General features: G+C 71.7%; 19 protein-coding genes. 2 read left to right on the forward strand and 17 right to left on the reverse strand.

What is annotated here, in order from left to right:
* Positions 1-14 precede the first annotated feature (14 nt).
* Positions 15-875 carry an esterase/lipase family protein gene (locus tag ACFWPQ_RS34900; RefSeq protein WP_384043801.1) on the reverse strand — a complete coding sequence of 287 codons (861 nt, stop codon included), beginning with the start codon at positions 873-875 and terminating at the stop codon, positions 15-17.
* Positions 876-1045: 170 nt separating this feature from the next.
* A complete protein-coding gene (locus ACFWPQ_RS34905; protein WP_384043803.1) occupies positions 1046-1492 on the reverse strand; it encodes a MarR family winged helix-turn-helix transcriptional regulator in 447 nt (148 codons plus the stop codon).
* 85 nt (positions 1493-1577) lie between these two features.
* Here ACFWPQ_RS34905 and ACFWPQ_RS34910 point away from each other — a divergent pair, with 85 nt between their 5' ends.
* On the forward strand, positions 1578-1952 hold the full coding sequence (locus ACFWPQ_RS34910; RefSeq protein WP_384043806.1) for a cupin domain-containing protein: 375 nt from the start codon (positions 1578-1580) through the stop codon (positions 1950-1952).
* Positions 1953-2011: 59 nt separating this feature from the next.
* Here the strand turns inward: ACFWPQ_RS34910 and ACFWPQ_RS34915 are convergent, their stop codons facing one another.
* From ACFWPQ_RS34915 to ACFWPQ_RS34975, 13 genes are all read right to left on the reverse strand, one after another.
* Positions 2012-3010, reverse strand: a complete 999-nt coding sequence (locus tag ACFWPQ_RS34915; protein ID WP_384043809.1) for an ImpB/MucB/SamB family protein — start codon at positions 3008-3010, stop codon at positions 2012-2014.
* Between the two features lie 5 nt (positions 3011-3015).
* Entirely contained in the window at positions 3016-6468 is a 3453-nt protein-coding gene (locus ACFWPQ_RS34920) for a DNA polymerase III subunit alpha (RefSeq protein ID WP_384043812.1), read from the reverse strand.
* A gap of 451 nt (positions 6469-6919) precedes the next feature.
* Entirely contained in the window at positions 6920-8002 is a 1083-nt protein-coding gene (locus tag ACFWPQ_RS34925; RefSeq protein WP_384043815.1) for a S1 family peptidase, read from the reverse strand.
* Between the two features lie 288 nt (positions 8003-8290).
* Positions 8291-9118, reverse strand: coding sequence for a slipin family protein (locus ACFWPQ_RS34930; protein WP_384043818.1), 828 nt, complete (start codon positions 9116-9118; stop codon positions 8291-8293).
* Between the two features lie 123 nt (positions 9119-9241).
* Positions 9242-10141, reverse strand: a complete 900-nt coding sequence (locus ACFWPQ_RS34935; RefSeq protein WP_361293082.1) for a S1 family peptidase — start codon at positions 10139-10141, stop codon at positions 9242-9244.
* A 249-nt stretch (positions 10142-10390) separates the two neighbouring features.
* A complete protein-coding gene (locus ACFWPQ_RS34940; RefSeq protein WP_361293080.1) occupies positions 10391-11170 on the reverse strand; it encodes a DUF1684 domain-containing protein in 780 nt (259 codons plus the stop codon).
* Positions 11171-11305: 135 nt separating this feature from the next.
* Positions 11306-12121, reverse strand: coding sequence for an LLM class flavin-dependent oxidoreductase (locus tag ACFWPQ_RS34945; RefSeq protein WP_384043822.1), 816 nt, complete (start codon positions 12119-12121; stop codon positions 11306-11308).
* A 121-nt stretch (positions 12122-12242) separates the two neighbouring features.
* Complete coding sequence (locus tag ACFWPQ_RS34950; RefSeq protein WP_384043825.1) at positions 12243-14015, reverse strand: FAD/NAD(P)-binding protein; 1773 nt, start codon at positions 14013-14015, stop codon at positions 12243-12245.
* Complete coding sequence (locus ACFWPQ_RS34955) at positions 14012-14137, reverse strand: hypothetical protein (RefSeq protein WP_384043828.1); 126 nt, start codon at positions 14135-14137, stop codon at positions 14012-14014. Before ACFWPQ_RS34955 ends, ACFWPQ_RS34950 begins: the two co-directional genes overlap by 4 nt.
* A 478-nt stretch (positions 14138-14615) precedes the next feature.
* A complete protein-coding gene (locus tag ACFWPQ_RS34960; protein WP_384043831.1) occupies positions 14616-15212 on the reverse strand; it encodes an ATP/GTP-binding protein in 597 nt (198 codons plus the stop codon).
* On the reverse strand, positions 15196-15555 hold the full coding sequence (locus ACFWPQ_RS34965) for a DUF742 domain-containing protein (protein ID WP_361293072.1): 360 nt from the start codon (positions 15553-15555) through the stop codon (positions 15196-15198). Before ACFWPQ_RS34965 ends, ACFWPQ_RS34960 begins: the two co-directional genes overlap by 17 nt.
* Positions 15552-15980 carry a roadblock/LC7 domain-containing protein gene (locus ACFWPQ_RS34970; RefSeq protein WP_384043834.1) on the reverse strand — a complete coding sequence of 143 codons (429 nt, stop codon included), beginning with the start codon at positions 15978-15980 and terminating at the stop codon, positions 15552-15554. Before ACFWPQ_RS34970 ends, ACFWPQ_RS34965 begins: the two co-directional genes overlap by 4 nt.
* The gene (locus tag ACFWPQ_RS34975) at positions 15977-18286 is read right to left on the reverse strand and encodes a nitrate- and nitrite sensing domain-containing protein (RefSeq protein ID WP_384043837.1); all 2310 of its coding nucleotides are present in this window, start codon (positions 18284-18286) and stop codon (positions 15977-15979) included. Before ACFWPQ_RS34975 ends, ACFWPQ_RS34970 begins: the two co-directional genes overlap by 4 nt.
* Before the next feature lie 720 nt (positions 18287-19006).
* Between ACFWPQ_RS34975 and ACFWPQ_RS34980 the strand changes: the two genes are divergently transcribed.
* Positions 19007-19447 carry a cell division protein SepF gene (locus ACFWPQ_RS34980; RefSeq protein WP_089102969.1) on the forward strand — a complete coding sequence of 147 codons (441 nt, stop codon included), beginning with the start codon at positions 19007-19009 and terminating at the stop codon, positions 19445-19447.
* 36 nt (positions 19448-19483) lie between these two features.
* Here the strand turns inward: ACFWPQ_RS34980 and ACFWPQ_RS34985 are convergent, their stop codons facing one another.
* Both ACFWPQ_RS34985 and ACFWPQ_RS34990 read right to left on the reverse strand, forming a co-directional pair.
* Positions 19484-20677, reverse strand: coding sequence for an acyl-CoA dehydrogenase family protein (locus ACFWPQ_RS34985; protein ID WP_384043840.1), 1194 nt, complete (start codon positions 20675-20677; stop codon positions 19484-19486).
* Positions 20678-21159: 482 nt separating this feature from the next.
* On the reverse strand, positions 21160-22773 hold the full coding sequence (locus tag ACFWPQ_RS34990) for an MFS transporter (protein ID WP_384043842.1): 1614 nt from the start codon (positions 22771-22773) through the stop codon (positions 21160-21162).
* Between the last annotated feature and the right edge of the window lie 27 nt (positions 22774-22800).

The raw sequence follows: 22800 nt of genomic DNA on the forward strand, positions 1-22800 counted from the left end.
AGTTGGGCAGCGGCTCAGCTGAACGCCGACGCACAGGTGGTGGTGGCGGCGTGCGCGGGGTCGAGCGCGTTGGCCACCTCGTGGAAGGCGATCCGGTCGAAGAGCCCGATCGCCACGTGCTCGGAGAAGTCGAGCGAGCAGAGGTCCTGGAGCAGGACGTTGTGGACGTCGGAGCCGCTCAGGTACTGGCTCTGCCAGGGCGTGGCCACCTCGTCGTACTTGGTGGCGATGACCGTGTAGTGCACCCCGGGGACGGTGTCGCCGCCCGCGTTGAGCTTGGTGAGGAAGGCGGAGCCGGGGATCTGGTCGGCGAGGCCGGGGGTGGTGGCCTTGATCAGGTCTTCGGCGCCGGGGAAGTACGGCAGCAGGTTGGTGAGGCCGCTGATGGTGGCGCCGTGGTTGTCGGGGGCGAGGCCGACGAGGGCGTTCACCTTGGCGGCGCCGCCGAGGAACCTCAGGTAGTAGCGGGGCATCATGCCGCCCTGGGAGTGGCCGACGAGGTCGGCCTTGGCGGCGCCGGTCGCGGCGAGCACTTTGTCTACGAAGGCGGAGAGTTGCTCTGCCGACTTGTCGATGGGACCGAGGCCGTAGAAGACGGGGACGCCGTCCAGCTGGCCGTAGTCGAGGGAGAAGACGCAGTAGCCGCGGCCCTCCAGGTACGGGGCGAGGGAGAGCCAGTTGTCGACGGAGTTGCCGAGGGTGCCGTGGACCAGGATCACCGGGCGCGGGTGGGCGGCGGAGGGGCGGCAGGAGTAGTCGTTCCAGCCGGTGGTGGGGGCACTGGACGCGTGGGCGGTGGCGGCGGGAACGGTGGCGACGGCGGCGGCGAGGAGCAGCGCGGTGAGGGGTCTGAGCACTCGTTTCCAGGGCAGCATCGTGTGATCTCCTTGCGGCTCAAGGGAGGTGCGACGGCCTTACGCCCTGTGATCCGGATCACGAAGGATGCTGTTCACTCATCAAGTTACGGACGAGTAGTGCAAGCGTGAAGTTACGCGTCGGTAAAACTTCTGAGTAACCGGCCGCACACCACCCACCTGACGGGATGTCACCAGCTGGGCCTGAGGGGACCATAGGGTGCGATCCGCACCAAACCCTCCCGCAACACGCGCACTTCCCCCTCCCCCAGCACATCCACCCACCCCCGCACGACCTCCGCGGCCGCCTCCTCCGCGGCCCGCGTGCACGCCCACCCCCGATCGGTGAGCACGATCAGCCGCGCCCGCGCGTCCCCGGGGTGCGGCCGGCGCTCGGCATACCCCTTGCGCACGATGTCATCGACAAGCTGACTTGCCGCCTGCTTGGTCACCCCGAGGTGCACGGCGAGTTCGGTGACGGTGGCGCCGCCCGGGGCGAGCCGCGCGAAGGCGAAGCCGTGGGCAGGCCTGATCCCCTCGAAGCCGCGGGCGACGACCCCTTCGTCGATACGCCGGGTCAGCTCACCGGCTGCGGCGAGCAGGGCTGCGGACAGGGCCATGGCCTCGGAGTTCTGCACGGAGGCATTGAAACACCCTTGACGAACCGGTCAAGCAGCTTGACCATACAGTCAAGCAGCTTGACCATCTTTCCAGGAGGCACCCATGCCCGTCGTCCGCTCCGCCGAGGCCACCACCCACGAGACCCACGGCGCCCGCTTCGTCTCCTACGCCACCCCCCGCACCGGCAGCAAGGAACTGTGCGCCTGGCGAGGGGAGATACCCGCCGGGACCAGGGCCCCCGCCCACACCGTCAACCGGGAGGAGATCTTCCACCTGCTCGTCGGCGAACTCCTGATCACCCTCGACGGCCGCACCGACCGCATCCGCGCCGGCGACACCGTCATCGTCAACCCCGGCGCCACCCTCGCCATCGAGAACCCGACCGACCACACCGCGCTCTCCTGGGTCACCACCTCCATCGGACTGGAGGCCGAACTGACCGACGGCACCCGCATCGTGCCGCCGTGGGCCAACTGACGCAGCGGAGCGCGCCGCCCGCACCGTGCGCTTCCAGGGGTGACCGGCCCTTCGCCGATTCAGGTACCGAGCACGGTCGGAGCGGCCAGAGCGGCAGGACGTACGGCATCCGCCCCGAAACGGCGGCGGGCCCGGTCCGCGGCGACCTCTGCGGCGCGGGCCCGGGTGTCGCCGGGGTCCAGGGAGAGCTGCCGGTAGGCGCTGTCAGCCGGCCGCAGCCCGTCGGCGCGGATCGCGAAGGCGCGGACTCGCGCGCGCTGCAGTCCGAGGGAGGCCAGCAGCCCCAGGGCCGCCGCGGCGAGGGCCGGTGAGTGGTCGGTGGGCTCCGGCAGGGCACGGGTGCGGGTGGTGGAACTTCGGTCGGCGTACCGCACCGTGAGGGTGAGTCGGCCGGCCACCCGGCGTTCGCCGCGCAGGCGCCCGCCGAGCTGTTCGGCGAGTCCCAGGACCGCCCGGTGATGCTGCGCCGGATCGAGACAGTCCCGGTCGAGCACCAGGTCGGCGGCCAGGTGCGCTGCCGGTTCCGAGGGGGTGACCGGGCGGGGGTCGCGGCCGCGGGCACGCTCGGCCAGCAGCCGGGCGGGGCCCGTGCCGAGCAGTCGCTGCAGGGTTCCCGCGGGCAGGTCGACGACCTGCCCGATGGTGTGCAGGCCGTATCTGCCGAGCGTCTCCGCCGTGGCCCGGCCGATCCCCGGCAGCGCGGTGACCGGCCGCGGATACAGCCAGTCGGCCGCGTCGGCGGTGGTGACCCAGGTCGTCTCCCCCGGCGCGGACGCGTCGGCCGCCATCGCCGCCAGCATCCGGTTGCCCGCGAGCCCTGCGCTGCAGTCGATGCCGTAGTGGGCCTTCAGCCTCATCATCGTCGCCTGAACCATGTCATAGGGAGACAGGTCGAAGTACCGGAGCGCCGAGGTCAGGTCGAGTTGGACGGCGTTGGGCGGAACGGCCTGGACGTGCGGCGTGACATTGGACATCAGTTCGATTATATCGGCGTACTGGGCCTCGCTCAGTGAGGCGTGCAGGTGAAGGTGCGCGATGTGCCGCTGACGTGTACCCATGCCGCTCATCCCGCGCTCCCCGGGCTGCGGTGGCCGAACTTCTTCAGGTCGGCCGAGCGGGTGCCGGCGGGCTGGAGGTCGGCGTAGGGGTGGAGGCGGGCGCCCGCGGTGCCGTCGGCCAGGGTGCGGTGCGGCTGGGCGGGGGTCGGATGCGGGCGGGTCCGACCGAGGAGGGCGAGCGCGGCCTCGGGGCCGTTGTCGCGACGGGCCGCGGCGATCTCGTCCAGGTCCCAGGCCATCGTCCCGACGACGGTACGACGGGTGCCGCGCACCTGGACCGTGCCACGGACGAGGAGCAGTCCGCTGTGGAAGACGGTGTGCGCGCAGGCCGGGTGGGAGTCCTCGAAGAACGCCAGGTCGACCAGCCCGGAGCCGTCCTCCAGGGTGACGAAGATGATCCGCTTGCCACTCGCGATCGGCGGGGTCTGGGTCGAGGCCCGCACCCCGGCCACGAGGACCTGCTGACCGGCACGCATCCCGGCCAGGTGCGCCGCGTCGGTCGCGCCGATCTCGCGCAGCAACCGGTGGTGGTGCTCCATCAGGTGCCGGGAGACGTCGATGCCGAGGGTGTTCAGCTCGGCGCTCAGGGCCTCGCGGCCGGTCATCTCCGGCAGACCGCTCGGCTCGGCTCCGCCGACGGCACCCGCGTCGATGGGCAGTTGACCTGAACCCGCGGTCCGGTTGCGGGACTGGCGATGGAGTTCGGCGATCTGGAGCAGCAGGTCACGGCGGGTGAGGCGGCCGTCGTGCAGACCGTTCAGGGCGCCGATCTCGGCGAGGCGTTCGGCGACCGGTCTGCTGGGACGGGCCCGCTGCCAGAAGTCGGACAGCGATCCGTACGGCTGCCCCTCCTCGATCCGCGCGCACTCCTCCTCGCTGATGCCGCGCACCCCGGACAGCGCCAGCCGTACACCCCACTGGTCTCCGTCGCCCTTCTCCACGGTGTGCTTCACCCGGGAGTCGTTGACGTCGACGGGCAGCACCTGCACACCGCCGCGGCGGGCGTCGGAGACCAGGACCCGCTTGGGCCACATCCCGGGGTCGTGTTCGAGGAGGCCGGCCAGCAGGAACGCCGGGTGGTGCGCCTTGAGCCAGGCGCTCTGCAGGGCGGGGACGGCGAAGGCGACCGCGTGGGCACGGCAGAAGCCGTACGCACCGAAGGCCTCGACGGTCTTCCACACCTCCTCCCGGACGGCCGCGCTGTAGCCACGCGCGCGTGCCTTCTCGTGGAACCAGTCCCTGATCCTGGGCAGTTGCTCCTTGTCGCCGAGCGCCCGCCGGGTGATCTCCCCGAAGGCCCGGTCGCAGCCGGTCAGCACCCGCAGGGTCTCGATGATCTGCTCGTGCCAGATGGTCACGCCGTAGGTGTCTGAGAGCACCGGCTCCAGGTCCGGGTGCGCGTAGGCGGGGGCGCCGCCGTGGCGGGCGGCGATGTACCGCTCGGGCATGCCGCCCGCGACCGGCCCCGGGCGGAAGAGGCTGATGTCGGCGATGACGTCCTGCACGTCGCGCGGCTGCAGTCTCGACAAAAGATCTTGTTGTCCAGGTGACTCCAGCTGGAACAGGCCCAGGGTCTGGCTGGACTGGATGAGCTTGAAGGCGAAGACGTCGTCGAGCGGGACCTGTTCGGGGTCGTCCAGGTCGATGCGGTTGCCGGTGGTGCGTTCGATTTCGGTGACGGCGTGGGCCATCGCGGACTGCATGCGCACGCCCAGGACGTCGAGTTTGATGTTGCCGAGCGCTTCGATCTCCTCCTTCGCGGCCATGGCCATGGGGTAGTCGCCCTGCGGGGTGGGCTGCACCGGCAGCCGGTCCAGGAGGGTGGCGTCGCTGATGACCACGCCGCAGGGGTGCATGGCCATGCCGTGGACGAGGGAGTCGAGGCCCTCGGCGAGTTCCCACAGGGGGCCGTAGCGGCCCATCTCGCCCGCCAGTCGGCGTAGTTCGGGCAGTTCGGCGAGGGCGCCGGTGATGTCGCAGGCACGCAGGTGCGGGAAGCTCTTGGCGATCCGGTCGACGTCGGCGGGCGGGATGCCGAGGGCGAGGCCGGTGTCCCGCAGGGCTCGGCGGGCGCGGTAGGTCTCCGGCATGGCGGTGACCGCCACCCGTTCCTTGCCGAACCGTTCGAAGATGGTGTCGTAGCACTCCAGGCGGCGGGCGGACTCCACGTCGATGTCGATGTCGGGCAGCGACTCCCGGCGCATGCTGAGGAAGCGTTCGAACAGCAGGCTGTGGTCGAGCGGGTTGGCGGTGGCGACGTCCAGGACGTGGCAGACCAGGGAACCGGCGCCGGAGCCGCGGGCCGCGACCCGGATGCCCTTGGCCCGGATGTCGGCGACGACCTGTCCGACGGCGAGGAAGTACGCGTCGTAGTTCCAGTGGGAGATGACGGCGAGCTCCTCGTCCAGCCGGGCGAGTGCCTCCCGGTCGCGGTCGAGGCCGCGTCGGGCCAGGCCGTCCTCGGACTTCTGCCGCAGCAGCCGGGCCGCACCGCCCGCTTCCGGCTCGGCGCCGAAGAGCGCCGGTTCGGGGAGGTGCGGGGTGCCGAGGCCGAGGTCCGCCTTCGGGGCGACGGTGCAGGCGTTCGCGGTGTCCGCGGTGTCCGCCATCAGTCGGCGGGCCCTGCGGGGGTCCGCTCCGGCGCATTCGGCGATCATGCGGGCGACGGCCGCCATCCCTCTCTCGTCCTTGAGCCAGCGCTGTCCGCTGTCCAGGCGGCGCCGGTCGATCGGCCTCAGCAGCCGGGCGGCGTCCAGGACGTCGGCGAGGCGGTGCTGGTCGGGGTCGGCGTAGCGGACCGCGTTGGAGAGCACGGCGGTCGTGCCGGTGCGGTCGGCCAGGGCCAGGGTGCGGGCGGCCAGGCGCAGGGATCCCGGTCCAGTGCCGGAACGTTTCTGCGCGACGGCTTCCAATCGAACATCCCTTCCGAAGATCTCCTGCCAGGGCGCCAGCAGCCTCATCGCGACGTCCTCCCGGTCGACCGACAGCGCCCGCACCGGCTCCGAGAGCGGGCCGAGCAGCACGGCCAGCCCCGGGCCGCCGTACTCGCGCAGCGCCTCCCACGGCACCACCGGCGGCACACCGGACACGGCGCCGACATGGGCGGCCGACGTGATCCGGCACAGTCGGGCCCACCCCTCCCTGCTCTGCGCGAGCAGCACGAACCGCAGCGGCGGCTCGACGACGTGCGCACCACCGCGCGCCGGAGTGCGACGGCGTCGGACGGGCGGCGGGGGCGCCAGGGCCTCGACCGCGAGGTCGATGCCGAAGAGCGGCCAGACCCCCTCCTTCGCACAGGCCCGCGCGAATCGAACAGCCCCGGTGACCGTGTCCCGGTCGGTGAGCGCGAGGGCCGCCATACCGCGCTCGGCCGCCCGCTGGACGAGCTGCTCGGGATGGGAGGCGCCGTAGCGGACGGAGTAACCGGACGCGACGTGCAGATGGGCGAAGCCCGTCATGCCGCACCTCCATCACTCCACCCCTTTTCAGCCACACACCCGATACGCCCGATATGTTCATCGTACGCTCGTTCGATTACTCTAACCTCATCAGCACCGGTCAGCGACCCGTAAACGACTCGCATTCGAACACATCAGCGATTCTTTGGGGAGGTGGGCGACGCCCGAAACAGGCACCGTCCCGTCAGCTCCTCGGCCGGCCACCGCAGTTGGGGGAAACCATCGCCACGACACACACCTCGCCGTGGCCGCCCGATCGCTCGATCACCCGGAAGGGCAGCACACCCATGACGCACTGCAGCAGATGCGGCACTCTCTGCAATGGGCGACCGGCGTCGGCGCATGCCAAAGACCCCGCCTCCTCGGAGGAGGCGGGGCCCAGCAGCGATACGACGCGAGTCAGCCGGTCCGGGACACCGGAGCCGTCAGCCGGTCCGGAGCACCGGCACCGTCAGCCGATCTCCGCCCCCGTCGCCGACAGTGCCTCCGTCACCGGCTGGAAGAACGTCTCCCCGCCGGAGGTGCAGTCGCCGCTGCCGCCGGAGGTCAGGCCGATCGCGTTGCTGCCGGAGAAGAGCGAGCCGCCGCTGTCGCCGGGCTCGGCGCAGACGTCGGTCTGGATGAGACCGCTCACCGTGCCCTCGGAGTAGTTCACGGTGGCGTTGAGACCGGTGACCGTGCCGCCGTGGACCTGGGTGGTGGAGCCGCTGCGGGTCACCTTCATGCCCACGGTCGCCTCGGCCGCGCCGGTGATCTGCTGGGCGGAGCCGTCGTAGAGGTCGACCTCGCTCGGGTGGTCCACCTCTGAGGTGTACTTGACCAGGCCGAAGTCATTGCCCGGGAAGCTCGACCGGGCGTTCTGGCCGATCACGGTCCCGGCGGAGTCCGACCAGGTGGAGATGGCCTCGGTGCAGTGCCCGGCGGTCAGGAAGTACGGCTCGCCGTCCTTGACCACGTTGAAGCCGAGCGAACAGCGGCCGCCCGAGCCGGTGATCGCGTCGCCGCCGGCGATGAAGGGCTTGAACTCCCCCTTCGAGTGGCGGAGTTCGACCTTCTCGCCGAGTCCGTCGACGACCTTGGTGAGCTTGGCCAGCTCGGCCCCGGTGACCGTCCGGTCTGCGGTGACGACGACCTTGTTGCCGACCGGGTCGGTCGCCCACGAGGTGCCGGGGATGCTCGCGTCCTGCTTCAGGGTGGTGCGCGCGCCGTCGAGTTCGGCGAGGGAGTTGGCGACGAGTCTCGCCTTGGCCCCGGCCGCCTCGACGGCCTCGGCGGCGGTGTCGTCGAGCACGTTGACGACGAGGTTCTTCGACCGCGCGTCGTAGTAGGTGCCCGCCGCGTCGGTGCCGAGGTCGGCGGCGAGCGTCGAGGCGAGCTTTCCGGCCGCCGGGGCGGACAGGATCTGCGGTGCGGCGGCGGCCTTGGCGGGCTCGCTGGCGTTCGCACTCTGGAAGGTCACTCCGGCGGCGACGAGCGCGGCGACACCCGCGCCGGCGAGCGCCGCCCGGCGCCGGGGTATGCGTCGGTGCTTCAACTCATGTCCTCCTGTGGGGGGCGGCCCGCAAGGTTGTGGGGACCTCGAAGACCGGAAGGCTGGTTGACGGCCGCCTACTATTCCGAGGCCCACAGGGAGCACACAAGGTCGAGTTCAGGTCTCGCGTGCGCGGATGTCGTGCGCCCCCTGTGTGCGGATCGTGCACGGCCGCCGGTAGCCGGTCACCAACCCTCGGCCACCCCAAGAGAATTCGCACTGCATGCACTGCAAACGCCGCATGCGAGCAATGGGCGGCCGGCGGTGACGTCCGCCCCTGACCGTCTCCGGCTATCCCTGGCCGGAATTCGTCCCCGCCGTCCCGTCGGCCCCACCGGCCCCTGCCGCCGGAGGCAGTTGCTGCTGTGCCCGCTCCAGGAACCTCAGCAGCTCCACCGGGAACGGCAGCACCAGCGTCGAGTTCTTCTCGGCGGCGACCGCCACCACCGTCTGCAGCAGCCGCAGCTGGAGCGCGGCGGGCTGCTCCGACATCTCCTTGGCGGCCTCCGCGAGCTTCTTGGAGGCCTGCAGTTCGGCGTCGGCGTTGATGACACGGGCCCGGCGCTCCCGGTCGGCCTCGGCCTGCCGGGCCATGGACCGCTTCATGGTCTCGGGCAGCGAGACATCCTTGATCTCGACGCGGTCGATGGTGACGCCCCACTCCACGGCCGGGCTGTCGATCATCAACTCCAGGCCCTGGTTGAGCTTCTCGCGATTGGACAGCAGGTCGTCCAGCTCGCTCTTGCCGATGATGGAGCGCAGCGAGGTCTGCGCCATCTGCGAGACCGCGAACCGGTAGTCCTCGACCCGGACGACCGCCTCGGCCGGCCCGGTCACCTTGAAGTAGACGACGGCGTCGACGCGCACGGTCACGTTGTCCCGGGTGATGCCCTCCTGCGCGGGCACCGGCATCGTGACGATCTGCATGTTGACCTTCTGGAGCCGGTCCACGAACGGGACGATCATGGTGAACCCGGGCTCGCGGACCTCCGGTCGCAGCCGGCCGAGGCGGAACACCACGCCTCGCTCGTACTGTCTGACGACCCGTGCCGCAGCCAGCGCGTAGACCGCTCCGACGGACACGAGAGCGGCTCCGGCCGCCACCAACGCCTCGACCATGCCGGCCCCCAGGGGGTGACTCCAGTGGTCCCTCGACGGTAACTCCGGCACCCCGTCAAAGGGGAGCCCCCGCACGCCGGTTGCGTACGGGGGCCCACCGGGAGACCGGATCCGGGAGGATCGTCAGCCGACGCTCACGCCGTAGTAGCTCAGCGCCTCGGTGACCGGCTGGAAGAAGGTCGTACCGCCGGAGGTGCAGTCGCCGCTGCCGCCGGAGGTCAGACCGTAGGCCACGGTACCGCCGTAGAGCGGGCCGCCGCTGTCGCCGCCCTCGGCGCAGACCGTGGTCTGGATCATGCCGTAGACGATGTCACCGCTGCCGTAGTTGACGGTGGCGTTGAGCGCGGTGACCCGGCCGCTGTGCGTGCCGGTGGTCGAACCGCGGCGGTACACCGTCGTCCCGACGCTGGGCGTGGCCGCGCTGGAGATGGTCTGGCTGCCGACCGCGCTCGGGTGCGCGATCGAGGTGTTGGTGTAGCGGACCAGCGCGAAGTCGTTCGTCGGGAAGCTGTAGCCGACGTTCGTGCCCAGGACGGTGGTGTGGCCGGAGTTGCTGTACCAGGTCGAGGCCACCTCACCGCAGTGCCCGGCGGTCAGGAAGTAGTACGTGCTCCCGCTGTGCACGTTGAAGCCGAGCGAGCAGCGGTAGGCGCCGCCGTAGATGGCGTCGCCACCGGTGATCAGTTTCTTGAAGGTGCCGTTGGTGTGCTTGATGGTGAGCGCTCCGGCGTCGGCGCCCGCCTGCCGCTTGATCTTGGCGATCTCGGCCTTGGAGACCGTGGCGTCGACGGTGACGACGACACGGTTGGTCTTGCTGTCCACGGACCAGGCGGTGCCGGGGACGTCTGCCTTCAGAACAGAGCTGTTCACGGCCTTCAGCTGGGTCGTGCTGAAGGTATGTGCGTCGCTCGCGCTCGCGGTGGGGACGGCGAACGCCGCCGCGGCCAGGAAGCCGGTGCCCACGGCGATCAGCCGGGTCCGTCTCGTGATACCGCTGCGTGGGGTGGTGCGCTTGATCCTCACTTGTCGTTCCCTCCCAGGGGAAGTCGGGGGCCCGCGTGGGGTCGGGGCCCGTGAGGCGCAGCCAGGGGTGGCGCCCGGATTTCGGACACACATGCCCCTGACAAGCGCTGAGGGGGAGTATTCGGGCGAACGACCGGTACCCGCAAGGGTGCCTTTCGGCCGTACGACCGTGTTCGAACCACGCCGACTTTGGGTGATCTCGTCGCCGTCCGGGCGAGTTGACGCCCTGTCGCATTCCCCGCGAAAGCCTCAGGCGAGCTTCCGCTCCCCCGCCTCGACCGCGAGGTCCAGCGTGTTGCCGGGCGGCGGGAACGGGCAGATGAAGTGGTCCGCGAAGGCGCACTGCGGCAGCTGTGCCCGGTTGAGGTCGACGGTGGTGGAGCCGTCGGCGGCCGGGGCGGCCGAATAGAGGAACCTGAACCGGAAGCTGCTGCCCCCGCTGGTGGTGTCGGCGAACACCGCCCACAGCCGGCCGTCGGCCTGCTCGGCGACCTGGAGCGTCAGCTCCCGGCCGGCCACGGTGAAGCCGAGTTCCCCGGCGAGCACGAGCGCGCGCTCCACGCCGTCCGCGGTCTCGACGCGGACGGCGCGCGGGTCGCCGGCGTACGGTGTGAAGCGCCCCGGCACCGACCAGCGCGGGTCGTAGGGGGTGGCGTCGATGCCCCGGAAGGCGCTGCGGGTCGCGGCGGCCGGGTCGTACTCACGTACGCCCCAGACACCCTCGCGGACCAGCACGACCAGCCGGCGCTCGCCGAGCGTGACCCGGGCCGACGGTTCCCGGTCGGCGGCGAGCCGGACCTCGCCGGCGAAGGGCTCGCCGTCCAGGGCCAGGCCGTCGGCCGCCGTCGCGGTGAGCCGGACGCCGTCCCCGTCGACGGCCCAGATCCCGGGGAGGGCCGGGAGCCGGCCGTCCGGATGGTCCTCGATCCAGTGGCTGCCGACCAGCGCGAGCGGACCGTACGGCGCCGACACCGTCTCCTCGCGGTGTTCGTGCCAGCGCTTCCAGTCCCCGGACGCGTCCGCGTTCATACGATCAGTCCTTCCGTGGCTTGCGTCATGACGTCATGGCCCGCGACGACTCGCGACGACTCGCGCGGCGGCTCACGTCATGTCTCTCTCACATGCGCTCGGTCCGTCCCCAACGGCCGGAGAGCGCGGGGTATTTCAGGGCGCCGCGAGTTGCCCGGCCGGCCGGGCGAGGCCCAGGTGCTCGCGCAGGGTGCTGCCCGGGTAGAAGGTGCGGAACAGGCCGCGGTGCTGGAGGAGCGCGACGGTGCCGTTGACCAGCCGTTCCAGGTCGCGGCGCGGTTCGGCCGGGACCAGGTGGAAGCCGTCGGTGGCACCCTCACCGTGCCAGCCCGCGACCAGCTCCGCCAGATCCACCGGGCCACCCCGGTACAGCGGCCCCTGCACGGTCTGCCGGGGCCCGCCGCCACCGTGCCCCGGCTCGGCCGCGCGCTCCCCGTCGCCCAGGTCCACCACCAGGCTCACCAGCACCCGCAGTGCCTCCGGATCCCGCCCGGACTCCCGTGCGTGCGTCCGCAGTTCCTCCCGTACGGCGGCGGCCTGCGCGGAGCTCGCGGCCCGCACCAGTGCGACATCGGCGTACCGGGCGGCGGCCTGCCGGGCGGCGGGCTCGGTGGCGTCGGCCACTCGAACCGGCTGCTCCGGCGCGGGCCCCGGGTCCTCGCTCCACCGGCCGGCCCGGCCCCGGCTGACCCGGTCGAGGTGGGCGACGGCGGCCTCGGGGGCGGTCGTCATCGGCACCAGCCCGATCCGCCGGGTGGCCGGGGCCACCTGCGCCAGCACGGTGAGCGCGTCGGTCTCCGGCCACCCGAACCGGCCGTCGAGCGTCACGAAGTCCAGTCCCCCGCTCTCGGCGAGCCGCACCAGCTCGACGTAGCGCTCCGCCTCGAACACCCCGGCCTGGTCCACGGCGGCGGCCAGATGCAGCAGCCCCCGGCCGTACGAGCCGCTCATCACCACGAACCTCCCTGTGCTCCCTGTAAGACACCCGTTTCACACAAGCCGCCGCAATCCCTTCTCCACAGCGCTGGAACACCTTCCGAGGCGGTGGCCGCCCGGCTCGCCGCACCGGCACTCAGCCATGACCGGGCTCCGCGGCGGCCCCGCCCGCGAGGTCGGCCAGGAAGGCCAGTGCCGCGCGTGCCGTGGCGTCGTTCTGGCGGAACGCGGGTCCTCCGGTGCGCGGCCGGGTGAACGCCCCGGGCGTACGGCCGTTCGTGAACGGCCCGAGCGCGAACCGCCGGGGGTGCGGCCGCCCGCCCCCGTCGAGGATCCGCCCGTCGGCGGGGTCCACCCTGAGCAGCCCGTCGGGTGTCTCGGCGGCCTCGCCGGCGTGCAGCTCGCGCAGCAGCGGGTCCCGGGCGCGCCCCACGGTCGGTTCGGGCAGCCGCGCCTCGACAAGGGCCCGCGCCTCGACGGAGAACCCGGGCACGGTGTCGGCGGAGGCCCAAAACACCCCGTCCGCCGCCGTCACCGTCATCCCGGCGCCGACGAACCGCAGCACCCCGGCCCGGGACAGCGCGAGCATCTGCCGCAGCCGGGGGCCGGGCGGCCCGGAGGCGAGATAGCTGAAGAACCCGTGCCACCAGGGCCCGATGTCGCCGAGCCGCACCAACTGCCCGTAGACGGAGAGCAGTCCGAGGAACACCGCCAGGTCGGCGCTGTACCCGGGATCGTGACGCCGGTCCAGGTCCGCCTCGATGTAGCCGCGCAGCCCTTCCTGGAACTCCTCGTGCGATCCGTACCGCACCCCGTCCAGCGGGTGGTCCAGCGCCGCGAGATCGAGCCGGTCGGCGGGATCCGGTACGGCGGCCGCCACCAGCGCCCGCACCTCGGCGTCGCCCTCGGCCGCGGCGTACTTCTCCTCGAAGTCCGGCCAGGCGACGGCCGTCCGCTCGGGATGGACGGTGAACAGCCGGTGGTAGTGGGCGAAGCCCAGCTCCTTCGCCACCAGCGGCCACACGTCCCGCCGGAAGTCGTAGCCGCCGGGCCGGGCGAGCAGTTCGTCGATCTCGGCGGGCCCGAGGAACCGGGGCAGCGGCGGGCGTTCGCCGGTCCAGTCGTACCCGATCTTCGAGTGGTACGGCACTCCGCGCCGCGACCCGACGTACAGCACCGGCTCCTGCCCGGACGGCACGTAGGTGTCGCCGTCGTGGCGTCCGCCCCGCCCCTCGGTGAGCAGCACCATCAGGTCGACGAAGGCGAGCCCGAACCCGCGCACGAGCACCGGTTCGCCGGGCCGCAGTGCGGACAGGTCGCTGTCGGCGGTGAAGTCGGGCGGCAGGTGGAGCAGGCCGTGCGCGTCGGCGTACGCGGCCAACGCGGCCTGTTCCGGGTCGAGTTCGGCGTCCAGGTGACCGAGGGCGAGGACGACGAGGTCGGCGAGGAGCGGACGCGGCCGGCCCTCCAGCCAGACCTGCTGGCGCCCCTCGCGCGGCCCGCTCACCCGCAGCGCACGGCGCGGGTGGTGGTGGACGGTGACGCCGTCCGGGAGGTCGGCGACGGCCCGGTCGTGGACGTGCCGCAGATAGCGGCCCTGGATCTGCCGGTCGGCGAAGGTACGGCCGTCCAGGCCCGCCCACTCGTGCAGGGTGGGGCCCTCCCGCACCGGCCCGGCCATCCGCACCGACTCGTCCGTGAACATGGTGACGTCCTCGGCGTGCGAGTTCATCCACAGCAGCGGCGACTGGGCGGCCCGCCAGATGCGTCCGGCGCCCGGCGGATGCGGGTCGACCAGATGGATGTCGAGGCCCGAACCGGCGTACAGCTCGGGCGCGTTGGCGGCGATCCGCTCCAGGAGACCGGTCCCCCGCGGCCCGGCCCCCACGATCACCAGCTGTGGCCTCATCGGGCGGCCTCGGAGGTGAGTCGGTCGGCCGAGGTGAAGCGGTCGGCCGCGGGCCCGGGTATGCCGAAGGCGGGAGCGGTGAAGGTGGGAGTGGGGGTTCTGACGAGGGTCTCGGAAGACATGCGAAGGCTCCGTGGCGGATCAAGCGAACACGGTGGACACGCACACGGTGGTGCGGGTGCCTTCACACGGAGCGCCGCGCTGCGGCGCTCTTACGGCCGAGCCCCTCAGCAGGGCCGTCCGTCGACTCTACGGGGCCGTTTCCCCTCGTTGTCAAGGGCGTCCAGAGTGTGGGCAGCGCGTCTCAGCTCAGTTGACGGAAAACCGGAGACCTGTTCCACTTGGCCCATGCATCCACAGCAGTGGCTGGTCAAGCGCTCCCACATCGACCTCGGTCGCGTGTGGTCCTGTTCCTGTTGAGCTGACCCCCTGCGCGCCCCGCGGACAGCGGGGACTCCTCGCGTTCTCCCTCCGCCTTCACACGCACCCCCTCCCTCACAACAGACGCCCAGCTCACGCGCCCCCAAAGGGGCGCGGGGAACTGCGCGAGCAACCACCCACAATCCGCACGCGCCGCACAACCCGCGCCCCCCACGGCGACTAGCGCACAGCCATCACCCTCCTCCTGGGTACGGACCTCACCCCGATCACCCGGTCCATCAGCGCGCCCAGCACATCCCGCACCGACCCCCGCTCCCGCGCATCGCACTCCAGCACCGGCACCTCGGCCCCCAACCCCAACGCCTCCCGGACCTCCTCCAGTTCGAACCGCTCGGCGCCGTCGAAGCGGTTCACGGCGAGGACGAAGGGCGCCCCGTGGGCCTCGAAGTAGTCGACGGCGGGAAAGCAGTCCTCGATCCGGCGGGTGTCCGCGAGGACCACCGTGCCCAGCGCTCCCTCCACCAGGTCGTCCCACAGGAACGAGAACCGGTCCTGCCCGGGCGTCCCGAACAGGTACAGCGCGATGGACGGATCCAGCGTGATCCGGCCGAAGTCGAGCGCCACGGTCGTCGTGGTCTTGGACTCGACGCCGGCGAGCGAGTCGACGCCGACCGACACCTGGGTGATCGCCGCCTCCGTGTCCAGCGGCTCGATCTCCGAGATCGCCCCGATGAACGTCGTCTTGCCGACCCCGAGTCCCCCGCTCACCACGATCTTCACGGCGAGCGGCACGACCCTGTCAGAGCGCCCGGACATGGTCCCTGATCCTTTCGAGCAGCTGGAGCGGCAGCTCCGCGGGTTGCCGGCAGGCGAGCTGCCCGGCGACGACGAGATCGGAGATCAGCACCTTGGCGACTCCGAGGGGTACGCCGACCCGGTGCGCCACCTCGGCGACCGTCGTCGGCTGTGCGCACACCGCCACGATGTGCCGGCGTTCGAACGTGATCGACTCGTCCGGCTCGCCCACGGCCACCACCAGCGTCTCCAGTCGCAGATCGGTCTGCAGCGGCTCGGCCCGCCCGCCGGTGATGATGAACGGCCGTACGAAGGAGGTGTCGTCGACGGGCTCGGCAGACTCGGTGGGCTCCCGCGCACTCATCGTGGCAACGCCTGCCGCAGATCGGCGATGAGCGTCGGTGTCAGCAGGTCACCGGCCCGCTCCGCGAGCACCGCCATCTCGTAGCCGACGAGACCCAGTTCGCCGCTGGAGTCGGCGAGGACGCCGAGGCAGCTGCCGTCCCGGATCGCGGAGACCAGCAGGAAGCCGCGCCCCATCTCGATCATGATGAGCTTGACCCCGTCGAAGCTGTACCGCTTGGACGCGCTGCGCGCGAGCGACGAGAGTCCCGACACGATCGCCGCGAGATGGTCGGCCTCGGTGCGCCCGAGCCCGTCCGAGACGGCGATCAGCAGCCCGTCGGAGGAGACGGCGACCGCGTCCCGCACCCCGTCGGTGGACCTGACGAAGTTCGCGAGCAGCCAGTTGAAGGTGCGCGAGTCGCTGGGGGTGTCGACGGTGGTCACTCGCCGTCCTCCTCGGTGCGCGCCGCCTCGGACGCCTGCACCTGCTCTTTCTCCTTCTGCTTCTCCTTCTCCTTCTCCTTCTCCACGCTGATCCCGCCCCGCATGTGGGCGCTGCGCAGGGTGGCGAGCATCCCGGAGACCTCCTCGGGGCTGCGGTCGGGGGTGCGTTCTGCTGGCGCCGGGCGGCTGGGCCGGTCCGTCTCGCTGACGGCCTCCGAGATCGCGCTGCGCTGGGGCCGCTTCACGAGCCCGTTGCGGGTCCGGGCGGCCGAGGCGCCCTTCTTCTGGGGCTGCGACTGCGGCTGCGGCTGCTCGGGCCTGGCCTCGGCGGCGACGGAGACGAGCCGCGTCTCGTCGGGCTCCTTGCGCGGGGCCGGTACGACGGCCGGTACAGCCGTGGCCGGTTCGGCGGCAGCCGCCTGCTTCGGGGTCGCCGTCGCCTCCGTGAGCAGGTTGACCGGGACCAGCACCCGGGCGACCACGCCGGCGGCGGGCGCCTCCCCCAGCCGTACCTCGATCCCGCACTTGCGGGCGAGCGCGCCGACCACGAAGTGGCCGAGGAACCGGGTGGGTTCGGCCATGAAGCTGGCGGTGCCGGAGAGCCGTACGTTGGCCTCGGCGATCGCCTGGGCGTTCATGCCGAGGCCGTGGTCGACGATGGCGACCAGATAGCCGGCGCTGGTGCGGCGGCCCTCGATCTCCACGTCCGAGTCCGGCGGCGAGAAGCTCAGCGCGTTCTCGATCAGCTCGGCGAGGAGATGGGCGATCTCGGCGACGACCGAGCCGTTCAGGTGAGCCGGCTCGACCCGCCGCAGGGTGACCCGGCGGTACTCCTCGACCTCCGCGAGGGAGGCGCGCAGCACGTCCGTGATGGACAGCGGGGTGGACCAGGGCCGGGGGCTGGACTCCCCGGCGAGGACGAGCAGGCTCTCGGCGTTGCGGCGCATCCGGGTGGCGAGGTGGTCCAGTTCGAAGAGGTTGGCGAGGGTCGCGGGGTCGGCGTCCTCGTGCTCCAGCCTGTTGATGAAGCTGATCTGCCGGCGCACCAGGTTCTGGTTGCGGCGGCCGAGGCTGACCAGCGAGTCGGTGGTGTTGCGGCGCAGCACGGCCTGCTCGGTGGCGAGGTCGTAGGCGGCCTGCTGCACCCGGTCGAAGGCCTCGGCGACCTCCTTGACCTCGGCACCGGCCCGGCCGGAGACGGCGAGCGGGGCCGGCGGTTCGGGGTGCTCGCCCGAGGAGCCGTCCTGGACGGCGGAGACGGCCTTCGGCAGCCGTTCCCCGGCGACCTCGCGGGCCTGCTGGGCGAGTTCGGCGAGCGGCGCGGAGACGGACCGTACACAGTCGAGGGCGAGCGCGCCGAGCGCGGCGACGGTGCCGAGCGCGAGCAGCAGGAAGAGCAGCAGACCGCGCTGGGCGGTGCCCTCCAGGGCGGAGGCCCGGTTCTCGACGTCGGTGCCGAGCGAGACCTGGACGTCGCGCAGCCCGTTGATGGTGGCGGTCATCGCGTCCCACCACTGCATGGGCGGGATGTCGTTCCACTTCAGCTTCCCGCCGCCCTTGACCGCGGTGTCCTCGTACGCCAGTGCGCGCTCGGCGTCCGGGGTGGTCATGGCCGCGTCGAGGCGGCGCTGCTGGGCGTCGGTGGCCGAGCGCGGGAAGGCGTCGAGGGCGGCGAGGCGGCCGGCCCGGATCTCCATGAACCGGCTGTAGTCGTCGTCCTGGAACTGTCCGGCGCGCACCGAGCCGAGCACGATGGCGCGCTCCTCGCCGGTGAACTCCTTGGCGTTGCCGAGGATCTGCAGCGCCTGGTAGGCGTCGCGCAGGGTGGCGTCGTGGACGTCGCCGATGCCCAGGTCGAGCCGGTCGAGGACGGTGATGGTGGTGGTGAAGTAGTCGAAGGTGTCCTTCACCACGCCGGTGTGGTCGTCCGCGTGCTTGCGGATCCCGGCGAGTCCGTCGAGCCGTCCGAGGGACTCGCGCACCGAGCCGGCGGCCGCGTCGGAACGGCCCCGGAGCGCCTGGCCGAGCCGGTCGCGGGCGGTGTCGGTGGCCTTGCGCTGCGCGGGCAGCTTGCCCGCGAACTCCTTGACACCGCCGACGTAACCGGTGGTGAGACCGCGTTCCTTCTGGAGTTCGTGGATCAGGCCCTGAAGCGTGATCTCCAGCCGGGCGTTGTCCGCGGTGGCGGAGGCGTTGCGATAGGCGGAGATCTGTCCGGCGGCCGCGACGCCCAGCAGCGTCAGCAGGACGGCGAGGGCCAGGACCAGAATCCTCAGGAGCCTGGTGCGAATGGTGGCTGCTTGCACGGAAGTGCCTTAATCATGAGGCGAGTTGATGGATGCGCAGAACCGGGGCAGAAATGGTTCTGCGCTCCGGCCAACGAACCTCTCCGGGCAGCGGTCACCCGATCATGTTTTTGTTTTACGTCGCGGAAACAGGATCAAGGCGAATGCCGAGGCGACCGCCCCGGCACCCCGATTCCGTATACGGTGACGGACCCGCACGCCGGTTGACGCCATCGGTCGCCCCGGGCGCGCCTCGACCCCTGAGCCACTGTCAGAGCCGGTCGCCGGAGCCTGTTGTGGCCACGACACCCCGCCCGGGACCGCCCGCGATCGCCCCGGCGAGCCCGGCCCAGCCCCGGCCGACCGCGCCCCGACCACGTCCCCGGCCGCGCAAGTACGCCGCCCACCAGGCCCTTCTCCCCGCCACCGCACCGAACGCCCGCACGACCCGACCACCACGACGACGCCCCGGCGACGTCTCGGAGACACCCCGAACCGCCTCGCCCTGTTCACCCGGACGCACGGTTCATCACCCGCCCGCCGGAAACAATCATATTTCACTCTCAGTCAGCAGACCTGTGAGTCAGGGCCCTTGGCACATCTGGGCTCTCGACGTACGGGCTCTGCACCAGTACCGTCACAAACCCCCCGTGCGGCGTCTATCCACTTGGCGCACCATCCGCATCATGGACGAGCATAGGGATGCGGAAGCAAGAAGGACCGCTGTGAGAGGAGGCGTCCATGGGATCGGTACGCAAGGCGAGTGCCTGGCTTGGCCTCGTCGACGACAACGACGACGAGCGCTACTACGACGACGACTACTCCGAAGGGACCGAGCAGCCCGGGGACGCGTGGGTCACCGACCCCCGGGTCAAGGTGGCCTCGGACACCGCCGAGGAGAAGGGCCGCCGGATCGGCACGGTCACCCCGGACAGCTTCCGGGACGCCCGCGCGATCGGCGAGCTGTTCCGTGAGGGTGTGCCGGTCATCGTGAACCTCACGGCCATGGAGCCGGGCGACGCCAAGCGCGTCGTCGACTTCGCGGCCGGGCTGACCTTCGGTCTGCGCGGCACCATCGAGCGGGTCGCCAACCGGGTCTTCCTGCTGACCCCCGCGAACACCGAGATCGTCAGCGGTGAGCCGGCCAGGCGCCGGGAGGACGGCTTCTTCAACCAGAGCTGAGGCAGGGCCGCTCACCGGCCCTGCCCCGCGCGGGGTTCACCGGAAGGCGTCGAGCCCGGTGAGTGCCTTGCCCAGCACCAGCTGGTGCATCTCGACGGTGCCCTCGTAGGTGAGCACCGATTCGAGGTTGGTCGCGTGCCGCATGACGGGGTACTCCAGCGAGATCCCGTTCGCCCCGAGGATCGTCCGAGCCGTACGGCAGATCTCGATGGCCTCCCGTACGTTGTTGAGCTTGCCGAAGCTGACCTGCTCGGGACGCAGGCGACCGGCATCCATCCGCCGCCCCAGGTGATGGGCGAGCAGGATCCCCTTGTGCAGTTCGACCGCCATGTCGGCGAGTTTGGCCTGGGTGAGCTGGAAGCCGCCGATGGGCCGACCGAACTGCTCCCGCGACTTCGCGTAGTCGACGGCGGCCTCGAAGCAGGTACGCGCGGCACCCATGGCACCCCACACGATCCCGTACCGGGCGTGCGACAGGCAGCTGAGCGGCCCCTTGAGCCCGGTGACCTCCGGCAGTACGGCATCAGCCGGCAGCCGCACGTCGTCCAGCACCAGCTCACTGGTGACGCTCGCCCGCAGCGACCACTTGTGCTTGATCTCCGGCGCCGAGAACCCGGGGGTGTCGGTGGGCACGACGAACCCGCGGATCCCGTTCTCCGTCTGCGCCCACACGACGGCGACGCCCGCCACCGAACCGTTGGTGATCCACATCTTCCGCCCGCTCAGCACCCAGTCGCCGCCGGCGTCGCGCCGGGCGTGGGTCCGCATGGCGGCGGGGTCGGAGCCGTGATCAGGCTCGGTCAGCCCGAAGCAGCCGATCACATCACCGGCGGCCATGCCCGGCAGCCAGCGCTGCTTCTGCTCCTCGCTCCCGAACCGATGGATCGCGTACATGGCGAGCGACCCCTGCACGGACACGAGCGACCGAATGCCGGAGTCGGCGGCCTCCAGCTCCAGACAGGCGAGCCCGTACTGCACGGCTGACGCCCCGGCGCACCCGTACCCGTCGAGCGACATCCCGAGCGCCCCGATCGACCCGAGCTCCTTGGCGAGCTCCCTGATCCCGGGCAGCTCCCCGCTCTCGTACCACTCGGCGACGAACGGCAGCACCCGGTCCGCCGCCCAGCTCCGCACGGTCTCCCGTACGGCGAGATCCTCCGGCTCCAGGAGATCGTCGATACCGAGCGGGTCACCGGCATCGAACGGAGGCAACTTCACGGACGCGGACATCAGAACCCTCCCAAAAACTAGCACCGCTAGTTACAACAGGTTACGCGCAGTCTGCCCTGCCTTCCCACCCACGCACCACCCGTGCGAGTCGGAGGATGGGTGGGCCGACCAGCGGGGGTACGGCGCCGTCGGCGGCAGGCGGATCGCGGGGAGGAATCAAATAACGGACGGCAGACGGCAGACGGCAGACGGCAGACGGCAGGGAATACGTTGAGCCCGCCGTTCGTCCAGTCACCCGCACCGGCCCGCACCCGCCGACGACGAAGCACCCCCGCAGGCCGGCCCACCCCTCCCCCCACCCGCACGGGCGGTGCGTGGGTGGGAGAAGGTTCCGGCCCGCACCCGCCAACGACGGGCCACCCCCACAAGTCGGCCCACCCCTCCCCCCACCCGCACGGGCGGTGCGCGGGTGGGAGAAGGTTCTGGCCCGCACCCGCCGACCGCGAAGCACTCCCACACGTCGGCCCACCCACCCCGCAGGGCTACGCCGAGACGCGGGACCTCTGTGGTTCGCGAGGGGCCGGGACCTCCACCGGGGCCGTCTCCTCGCACTGCATGATGCGCGGCAACCGCAGCGCCATCACCGCCCCCAGCAGCAACAGCCCCGCGCTCACCAGCAACGTCACATGCAGACCGTGCACGTAGGAGTCCCGCGCCGCCCGGCGCAACGCCGACCCGGCCGACCCGCCCAGCCGGCCGGCGACCTGGTACGCCTCGCCCAGCGAATGCCCCGCCGACGCGGATGCCGACGCCGGTACGCCCGGCACGTCGGCCAGCCCCGGCGCGTACGCCGCGTTCATCACGCTGCCGAGGAGCGCGATCCCGATCCCCGCCCCCAGCTGGTACGACGTCTCGCCGATCGCCGCCGCCCCGCCGGCCTGCGCCGCCGGCGCCTCGCTCAGCATCGACTCGTACGCCCCGAAGAGCGTGGTCTCCAGGCCGAAGCCGAGCAGCAGGAAACCGAAGAGCAGCAGGCCCGCGTTGTCCGCCCCGCCCATCGCCGTCAGCGTGAGCACCGCCGCCGCGGTCAGGCAGAAGCCGAAGCACACCATCCGGCGCGGCCCGAAGCGTCGCAGCATCCGCGCCCCGGCCAGCCCCGCCGCCATCGCGGCGAGCGTCAGCGGCAGCAGTCGTAGCCCGGTCTGCAACGGGGACAGGCCCAGCACCAGTTGCAGGTACTGCGCGGCGATGAGTTCGAGGCCCACCAGCGCGAGCATCGCGAGCACGATGCAGCCGACCGCCGTGCTGAACGCCGGCCGCGCGAACATCCTCAGGTCCACCAGCGGGAACGCCCGCCGCCGCTGCCGTCGTACGAAGAGGACCAGGAGCAGCGCGCCCAGCACCAGCGGCGCCACCGTCAGCGCGCTGCCCGCCGGTTCGCCGCCGCCGAGACGCTTCACGGCGAACACCACGCCGAACAGGCCGACCGCCGCCATCAGCGCGCCGACCACGTCCCAGGGGCCGTCGCGGTCACCGCGCGACTCGGGGAGGAAGAGGCGTCCCACCGGGAGGCTGACCAGCATCAGCGGGATGTTGACCAGGAAGACGGAGCCCCACCAGAAGTGTTCGAGGAGGAAGCCGCCGAGGAGGGGGCCGACGGCCGCGCCGACCGCCGCCACCGCGCTCCAGATGCCGATGGCGAGGGCCCGTTCACGGCGGTCGGGGAAGACCTGCCGGAGGATGGAGAGGGTGGCCGGCATGATCATCGCGCCGCCCACGCCGAGCAGCGCCCGGGCCCCGATCAGTGCCGCCGCGCTCGGCGCGAGGGCGGCCGCCGCGGAGGCGATGCCGAACAGGGCGTAGCCGAGGAGCAGGACTCGGCGCCGGCCCACCCGGTCGCCGAGCGTGCCGAACAGGATCAGCAGCGAGGCGCAGACCAGCGGGTAGACGTCGACGATCCAGAGCAGCTCCATCGCGCCGGGCTTGAGGTCCTCGGTGACGGCGGGCACCGCGACGTGCAGCACGGTCGCGTCGAGGGCGACCAGCAGCAGGCTGACGCAGAGGACGACGAGGACGACCCAGCGGTTGGCACCGGCACCGGTCCCGGACACCGCACGGCGGCGCGGACGTACGGCGGCCGTGGTCGTCCCGGACATGTACGTACCTCCCAGATGGTCCCTCGC

This window comes from Streptomyces sp. NPDC058464 (assembly GCF_042721035.1).
Lineage (GTDB): Bacteria > Actinomycetota > Actinomycetes > Streptomycetales > Streptomycetaceae > Streptomyces.

Excerpts from the sequence above, each read along its gene's own strand:
- ACFWPQ_RS34900 (WP_384043801.1), bottom strand. The coding sequence starts at position 875 with ATGCTGCCCTGGAAACGAGTGCTCAGACCCCTCACCGCGCTGCTCCTC.
- ACFWPQ_RS34910 (WP_384043806.1), top strand. The coding sequence starts at position 1,578 with ATGCCCGTCGTCCGCTCCGCCGAGGCCACCACCCACGAGACCCACGGC.
- ACFWPQ_RS34915 (WP_384043809.1), bottom strand. The coding sequence starts at position 3,010 with ATGGGTACACGTCAGCGGCACATCGCGCACCTTCACCTGCACGCCTCA.
- ACFWPQ_RS34920 (WP_384043812.1), bottom strand. The coding sequence starts at position 6,468 with ATGACGGGCTTCGCCCATCTGCACGTCGCGTCCGGTTACTCCGTCCGC.
- ACFWPQ_RS34930 (WP_384043818.1), bottom strand. The coding sequence starts at position 9,118 with ATGGTCGAGGCGTTGGTGGCGGCCGGAGCCGCTCTCGTGTCCGTCGGA.
- ACFWPQ_RS34940 (WP_361293080.1), bottom strand. The coding sequence starts at position 11,170 with ATGAACGCGGACGCGTCCGGGGACTGGAAGCGCTGGCACGAACACCGC.
- ACFWPQ_RS34945 (WP_384043822.1), bottom strand. The coding sequence starts at position 12,121 with ATGAGCGGCTCGTACGGCCGGGGGCTGCTGCATCTGGCCGCCGCCGTG.
- ACFWPQ_RS34950 (WP_384043825.1), bottom strand. The coding sequence starts at position 14,015 with ATGAGGCCACAGCTGGTGATCGTGGGGGCCGGGCCGCGGGGGACCGGT.
- ACFWPQ_RS34955 (WP_384043828.1), bottom strand. The coding sequence starts at position 14,137 with ATGTCTTCCGAGACCCTCGTCAGAACCCCCACTCCCACCTTCACCGCT.
- ACFWPQ_RS34960 (WP_384043831.1), bottom strand. The coding sequence starts at position 15,212 with ATGTCCGGGCGCTCTGACAGGGTCGTGCCGCTCGCCGTGAAGATCGTG.
- ACFWPQ_RS34965 (WP_361293072.1), bottom strand. The coding sequence starts at position 15,555 with ATGAGTGCGCGGGAGCCCACCGAGTCTGCCGAGCCCGTCGACGACACC.
- ACFWPQ_RS34980 (WP_089102969.1), top strand. The coding sequence starts at position 19,007 with ATGGGATCGGTACGCAAGGCGAGTGCCTGGCTTGGCCTCGTCGACGAC.
- ACFWPQ_RS34985 (WP_384043840.1), bottom strand. The coding sequence starts at position 20,677 with ATGTCCGCGTCCGTGAAGTTGCCTCCGTTCGATGCCGGTGACCCGCTC.
- ACFWPQ_RS34990 (WP_384043842.1), bottom strand. The coding sequence starts at position 22,773 with ATGTCCGGGACGACCACGGCCGCCGTACGTCCGCGCCGCCGTGCGGTG.